Below are 5,604 nucleotides of genomic sequence, written 5' to 3'. Positions count from 1 at the left end.
TTTCTTCATCCGCTGAGTAGTGAGGGAGGGAATACTGCGTTTGCGTTTCAGCTTTTCCAGCACCGTTTGGAGTTCACACTGCTGTGACGGCGGCACTAGCGCTTGCAAATTGATATCCATGGCGCTTTCCGAGCTATAGCCGAAAAGCTTTTCTGCACCGGCGCTCCAACGGGTAATGCGGCCATCCAAATCGGCACTGATTATGGCCACAATATTGCTGCTTAATATGGCCTCAAATTCATCTTTATGCTGCCTGGTATCCACTGCGCCCTACCGCCCGCATCCCATACTGGGATGCGGAGGCGATGAGTAATCTTTTAGGGCGACTGCGAGTGTCGATTTCAACCGCTCTGAGGTGATGTAACTTTTCGGCTCGTAGAAATTACAGCCGTGCACCGCGGCTGCCTCATTATCGGTCAGGGTACCCGGATGGCCAGTCCGCAGAATTATCTGCGTGCGATTATTATTTAGACGCTTGCGTAAGTATTCAGCGACATCGAGGCCGGCAAGCTCGTTTTCCATGACCACATCCAACAGGATGACCGCATAATCGCCCCGGTCACGAAGCATATCTATGGCTTCACGACCGCTGCTGGCGTGCGTGAGCTTGAGTGGGCGGCCCCCATACGTCCACGAATCCAGCGCCAATTTTGTTACGCTGTGCACATCGGGCTCGTCGTCTACCACCAACACATTCCAGGGCGGGAGGCGATCTTTGGGGGCTTGCGAACTAGTCTCAGGTTCATCCTTAAACGTAAGCATGTCGTCTTTTTGACAAACCTTCATGCGACGCCTTCTTTCATTGAGAGGTAGAGTTGACAGTGATCGCAGGGGTAAACGCTATTAACGGCTACCGTCGTCATCATCAGCTAATGGGCTCGCGCTATGCCTCGTCGTCGTTTTCGGTCAACACAAGCATCTTAAAGCCTCAAGCTTCGCCCTGTGCATAAGATGAACATGAAGCCGACCCTCGGTAATTACCTATTACTATATCGACGACAGCTTTTTGCTCAGCGTCGGCCCGGCGACAAACTAACGCTCGCAAAGGCAAGGTGGCGGAATACAGGAAGGGCCTGAGCGGCCGGTCAGCGAATAATGGCCACTGACTTGAGCTGCGCGTACACCGCCATGCCGACGTGTAAGCCGAGGTGGTGAACGCTGCGTCGGGTGAGGCGGGCGAGTAATTGGCTGTCACCGACGCTCAACTGCAGCAGCTGCATTGCCCCGCCGGGCTCATCACTGATCGCGGCGATTGTGCAGGGTAAAATATTTAAAATACTGCTGTCGCGGTGGGCAGACAAACTGATGCTGATATCTTGGGCGCGAATTCGCAGCCGCAGCTCGCTGCCGGCGACTTCGCCATTGCTGCGCACCCACAGTGATCCGCCAGCAAAGACTAACCTGGCAAGCTGCCAGCGGGAGTCGACCTCGGCTAATTTGGCACGCAGCACGGCCGACACATCGTTGTCGCCATCACTGCTTAAATGGCGATTGATCAACATATCCTCTAGCGGCCCCTGGTCGAGCACCCGCCCGCTGTCCATCACCACCAGGTGGTCGGCAAGCCGGCACACCTCATCGACGGAGTGACTGACATACAGAATAGGGATCTCCGCCTGCGCACAAAGACGCTCGAGAAAGGGCAAAATTTCCGCCTTGCGCGCCGCATCCAGCCCCGACAGGGGCTCGTCCATCAGCAGTAGCCGCGGTGCAATCAGCAGGGCCCTGGCTATGGCAACACGTTGGCGCTCGCCGCCAGATAACTGTTCGGGGCGGCGCGCGAACAAAGGTTGTAGTGCCAGCAATTCCATCACCTCATTGAGCGTTGGCCCGCCGCGGGCCGCTCGGCGCAGCGCATAACGCAGGTTTTGCTCAACGTTCAAATGGGGAAATAAACTGGCTTCCTGGAAGACATAGGCAATAGGGCGGCGGTGGCAGGGGACAGACTGTCGGCCGCGCTGCCAATAGTCGTTACCGAAGCGCAATTCGCCGGTGGCGCAACGCTGCAGGCCGGCGATGCAGCGCAGCAATGTGGTCTTACCCGAGCCCGAACGGCCAAAAATGGCGGTCACCCCCCGACGGGGTAGCTCAAGATCGACTTCCAATGAAAAGTCGCTGTCGGCAAACTGTAAAGAAAACGCGGTGTGAATGGCATCTGACAAAGCTTAAAACCCCAACACTTTCTGGCTGCGGCCATCGCGCCGCAGCCCTTGCAACACCAACATTGTGGTGAACGACATCAACAGCATCAGTGCGGCAAGGCGGTGGGCGCGGCCATAATCTAATGCCTCCACATGCTCATAAAGCAGTACCGACAGCACTTGCGTTTCGCCAGGAATATTACCGCCGATCATCAGTACCACACCAAACTCACCCAAGGTGTGGGCGAAACCCAGTATCGCCGCGCTGATAAAGCCGGAGCGGCACAGTGGCAGCAATACGGTAAAAAAACGGTCGATCGGCCCGGCACGCAGGGTCGCGGCCACCTCAAAAGGCCGCTTTCCCATCGACTCCATCGCATTTTGTATCGGCTGAACCACAAATGGCAGGGAGTAAAACAGCGAGCCAACCACCAAGCCGGAAAAACTGAAGGCCAGGGTATCGAGCCCCAAAAATGCAGTGAACTTGCCGATAGGGCCTTCCGGCCCCATGGCCAATAGCAGGTAAAAGCCCAAGACGGTAGGCGGCAAGATTAACGGCAGAGTGATCAGTGCCGCCACAGGCTTGCGCCAAGCTGAGCGGCTGCGGCAGAGCCACCAGGCCAGCGGTGTAGAAATGCCTATTAGTAGTACAACGACCACGCCGGCTAACTTAACGGTGAGCCAAAGTGCATTAAGATCCGCGGCATCAAGCAAGCTCATATCGGGCATGTTCAGTTCGCACCTGCCTGCCGATAACCCGCCGCCGTTATTTTCGCTCTTGCGGCGTCACTTTTTATAAAGGTCATAAATTTCTTCGCCTCATCAATCTTGCGACTCGCCCGCAAAATCACCGCCTGTTGTTCGATTGGCGGATACCAATCGCTGGGGATCGGCCAGAAATGATCCTCTGGGGTCATTTGCGAGCGCGCCACCAAGCCAGCGTCAGCGTTACCGCTGGATATAAATTGGTATGTCTGGGCGATATTTTCGCCCATGACCAGTGTCGTCTCGGTGTTGCTTAAAACCGATAGTCGATCTAACACCGCGCTGGCAGCGCGGCCGTAGGGGGCCAAGCGCGGATTGGCGATAGCAAAGCGCCGGTAGTTAAAGGTTTCCAACTGCTGAGCAGGAGAGTCGCTGGCCGGCCATAGAACTAACTCACCATAGGCGTAGCTAGTACGGCTGCCCGGCACGATTAACTGCGCCGCCTCAAGAGCAGCCGGGCGCTCTGCATCGGCAGAGAAAAACAGGTCAAAAGGCGCCCCTTGACCAATCTGCGCATACAACTTGCCAGAAGAGCCGATAATCAACTGCACGGGCGTACCGCTCTGCAAGGTGTAATCGCTGACCAGATCCCTCATCGTGCCGGCAAAATTCGACGCTACCGAAACACGTAACGGGGCGGCGCTAGAGGAGGCCGCCCAGGGCAATAACAGGCCACAGAGTAACGCCATTGACCGATATGCCCACTTATTCATTAACCCCTCGCAGCTCTGTATAGCGACAGCCCCTAAGTGCTTAGCCTAACAGGGGTTTTGACGCCGAAACACCTCTAATCCAGCAAAAAACACGCCATCTACGGCGTATTTTAGGTGCCGCGCCAAACCACTACGACACGGATATCTAATTGTGCATAATTGGTGCATATTTGATCAATGTGCTTTAATGATTACTCTGAGTAAAGCCGTTTGCTTAGCAGATAAGGGGTTTCAGGAAGCGGGCGGATAGGGGTATTTATGGTGCTCGATGAAGTCTCCCTATATGTGTCTGTGCTCGTTTGTGAGATTTGTGGCGTAATAGTACTCGCGTTTTTGTGGCCAATTCACGGTCGAGAGCCCGCTGTACGCTATTGGATATGTGCCTTTTTAAGCTACTTCGCCGGCACCAGCCTGCTCATCGCCCCACTGGAAAATGTGACCGCCGGCATACTCGTGCTACGCGATCTCCTGCTCTTGGCTGCGAATATCCTCAGCTACCTTGGCATTGTCGCCTTTTTCCGCCGCAACCCCCATATCCATTGGCTTATATTGAGTTTGCTGGTCACCATATTGGTGATTGCCTACGCCAGCTATATCCGCGACTCTGCGCAGATTAGAACGATAGCGTACAGCAGCTACGTGCTACTAATTTACATCCTGGCGATCTACCAACTGATTAAATCCAGCCTAGAGTCCCCCCAACTGGCTTTCACCTTTCGCTTTGTCGCGGCCATACACGCGCTGTCGGCAGGTATGCTGATGTCCAGGGGACTGCTGGCAGCAGTTATCCAACCCGAATATATCAGTGCAACCAATCAGCTTTGGGCTGGCAGCTTGAGCTTATTGTTAACACCAGCGGCCTTGTTCCTTGGCAATTTCGCCTTTCTGCTCATGCTCAGCCAAAGGCTAAAGTTTGAACTTATAAAAAGAGGGCATACGGACACACTAACTGAACTGTTGAATCGCGCCGGTTTTTTTGAGGCCAGTGAAGCCATCACCCGCGACTCCTATGTTGCGGTATTGGATTTCGATCACTTCAAGAAAGTCAACGACGCCTTTGGCCACGCCGCTGGCGACCGAGTGCTGGCGAGTTTTACTCGCTGTATCGCCGGCGTATTACGCCCCAATGACATTGTCGCCCGCGCCGGCGGAGAAGAGTTCTGGATCCTGATGGACGACACCGATAGCGAGCAGGCCGTTGGCATTATGGAGCGGATTCGCAAAAGGGTGGCTGGCTCATCCAATTTGTATGAAGGACAACGCACGCCCGTTACGGTCAGTATCGGCCTGTGCAAATACCAGCCGTCACAGAAGCAAAATTTGAAGGAGGCAATCCACCGGGCTGACGAGGCGATGTTTCAGGCAAAAAGGGCGGGGCGCAATTGTTGGCGCATTAGTAATGATGTGCACGGAGGCACTGGAAAAGGCATTGAGAGCCCTAATCCACTGAGCGGCACAGGCTAATGACCGTGCAGCCAGATATTGCCACGCTGTTTGCGGCAACCGCGGTCCTGCAGCTGTGCGCGACAATCCTCATGTTTTTCCTGTGGAGAGTTCACAAAGCAGAGGCCATACGATGCTGGTGCCTAGGCTTCTTTTGCTCAGCCCTCAGCGCTCTGCTAGTGGGTTTGGAGAGCACCGTTGCGCCCGTCTACCCGTTATATTTGAGTACAATTCTTGTTGTTCTCGGCGGCAGCTATTTCTATTTCGGGATCGCCAAATTCTTAGAGGTCGAGATCAAGTGGTCACTGCTGATTCCCGGCTACGTCGCAGCCACCGGGCTCATTGTTTATTACGCTGTGGCCGATAGTCAGCTGGGAATTCTCAACCTGGGCTACAGCATTGCCGGCTGTATTATCTATTTACTGATATTTTATGAACTGATACGCGCGACCCCAAGCGGCGGTCGACGTGGGGTTTATCGCTTGGTCGGCATCACTTATCTCGTCTTGGCTATCGCCACGATCAAGCGTTGTGAATTCATG

The 5,604-nt window shown here is 54.7% G+C and carries 7 protein-coding genes; 2 read left to right on the top strand and 5 right to left on the bottom strand.

The genetic code is table 11. From position 1 onward, the window contains the following. The 5 genes from ABYM29_RS14565 to modA form a co-directional block, all read right to left on the bottom strand. Positions 1-264 (bottom strand): PAS domain-containing protein (locus ABYM29_RS14565; protein ID WP_372865514.1); only part of this gene is annotated, 264 nt, incomplete at its 3' end. A 6-nt stretch (positions 265-270) separates the two neighbouring features. Further along, positions 271-786: a response regulator gene (locus tag ABYM29_RS14560; RefSeq protein ID WP_372865513.1), complete on the bottom strand. Its 516-nt coding sequence runs from the start codon at positions 784-786 to the stop codon at positions 271-273. A gap of 299 nt (positions 787-1,085) precedes the next feature. Then, a complete protein-coding gene (gene modC, locus ABYM29_RS14555; RefSeq protein WP_372865512.1) occupies positions 1,086-2,162 on the bottom strand; it encodes a molybdenum ABC transporter ATP-binding protein in 1,077 nt (358 codons plus the stop codon). A 3-nt stretch (positions 2,163-2,165) separates the two neighbouring features. Next, complete coding sequence (modB, locus tag ABYM29_RS14550) at positions 2,166-2,861, bottom strand: molybdate ABC transporter permease subunit (RefSeq protein ID WP_372865515.1); 696 nt, start codon at positions 2,859-2,861, stop codon at positions 2,166-2,168. Positions 2,862-2,872: 11 nt separating this feature from the next. After that, positions 2,873-3,619, bottom strand: coding sequence for a molybdate ABC transporter substrate-binding protein (gene modA, locus ABYM29_RS14545; protein ID WP_372865511.1), 747 nt, complete (start codon positions 3,617-3,619; stop codon positions 2,873-2,875). 453 nt (positions 3,620-4,072) lie between these two features. Here modA and ABYM29_RS14540 point away from each other — a divergent pair, with 453 nt between their 5' ends. Both ABYM29_RS14540 and ABYM29_RS14535 read left to right on the top strand, forming a co-directional pair. Beyond that, entirely contained in the window at positions 4,073-5,083 is a 1,011-nt protein-coding gene (locus ABYM29_RS14540) for a diguanylate cyclase domain-containing protein (protein ID WP_372865510.1), read from the top strand. After that, a partial coding sequence (locus ABYM29_RS14535) for a hypothetical protein (RefSeq protein WP_372865509.1) occupies positions 5,083-5,604 on the top strand: 522 nt, incomplete at its 3' end. The genes ABYM29_RS14540 and ABYM29_RS14535, both read left to right, overlap by 1 nt.

Source organism: Spongiibacter sp. (genome assembly GCF_041602295.1).
In the GTDB taxonomy this organism is placed as follows: Bacteria; Pseudomonadota; Gammaproteobacteria; order Pseudomonadales; family Spongiibacteraceae; genus Spongiibacter.
Note: the sequence above shows the minus strand (reverse complement) of the source record. Positions and strands in the feature narration are given on the sequence as shown.

Excerpts from the sequence above, each read along its gene's own strand:
- ABYM29_RS14560 (WP_372865513.1), bottom strand. The coding sequence starts at position 786 with ATGAAGGTTTGTCAAAAAGACGACATGCTTACGTTTAAGGATGAACCT.
- modB (WP_372865515.1), bottom strand. The coding sequence starts at position 2,861 with ATGAGCTTGCTTGATGCCGCGGATCTTAATGCACTTTGGCTCACCGTT.
- modA (WP_372865511.1), bottom strand. The coding sequence starts at position 3,619 with ATGAATAAGTGGGCATATCGGTCAATGGCGTTACTCTGTGGCCTGTTA.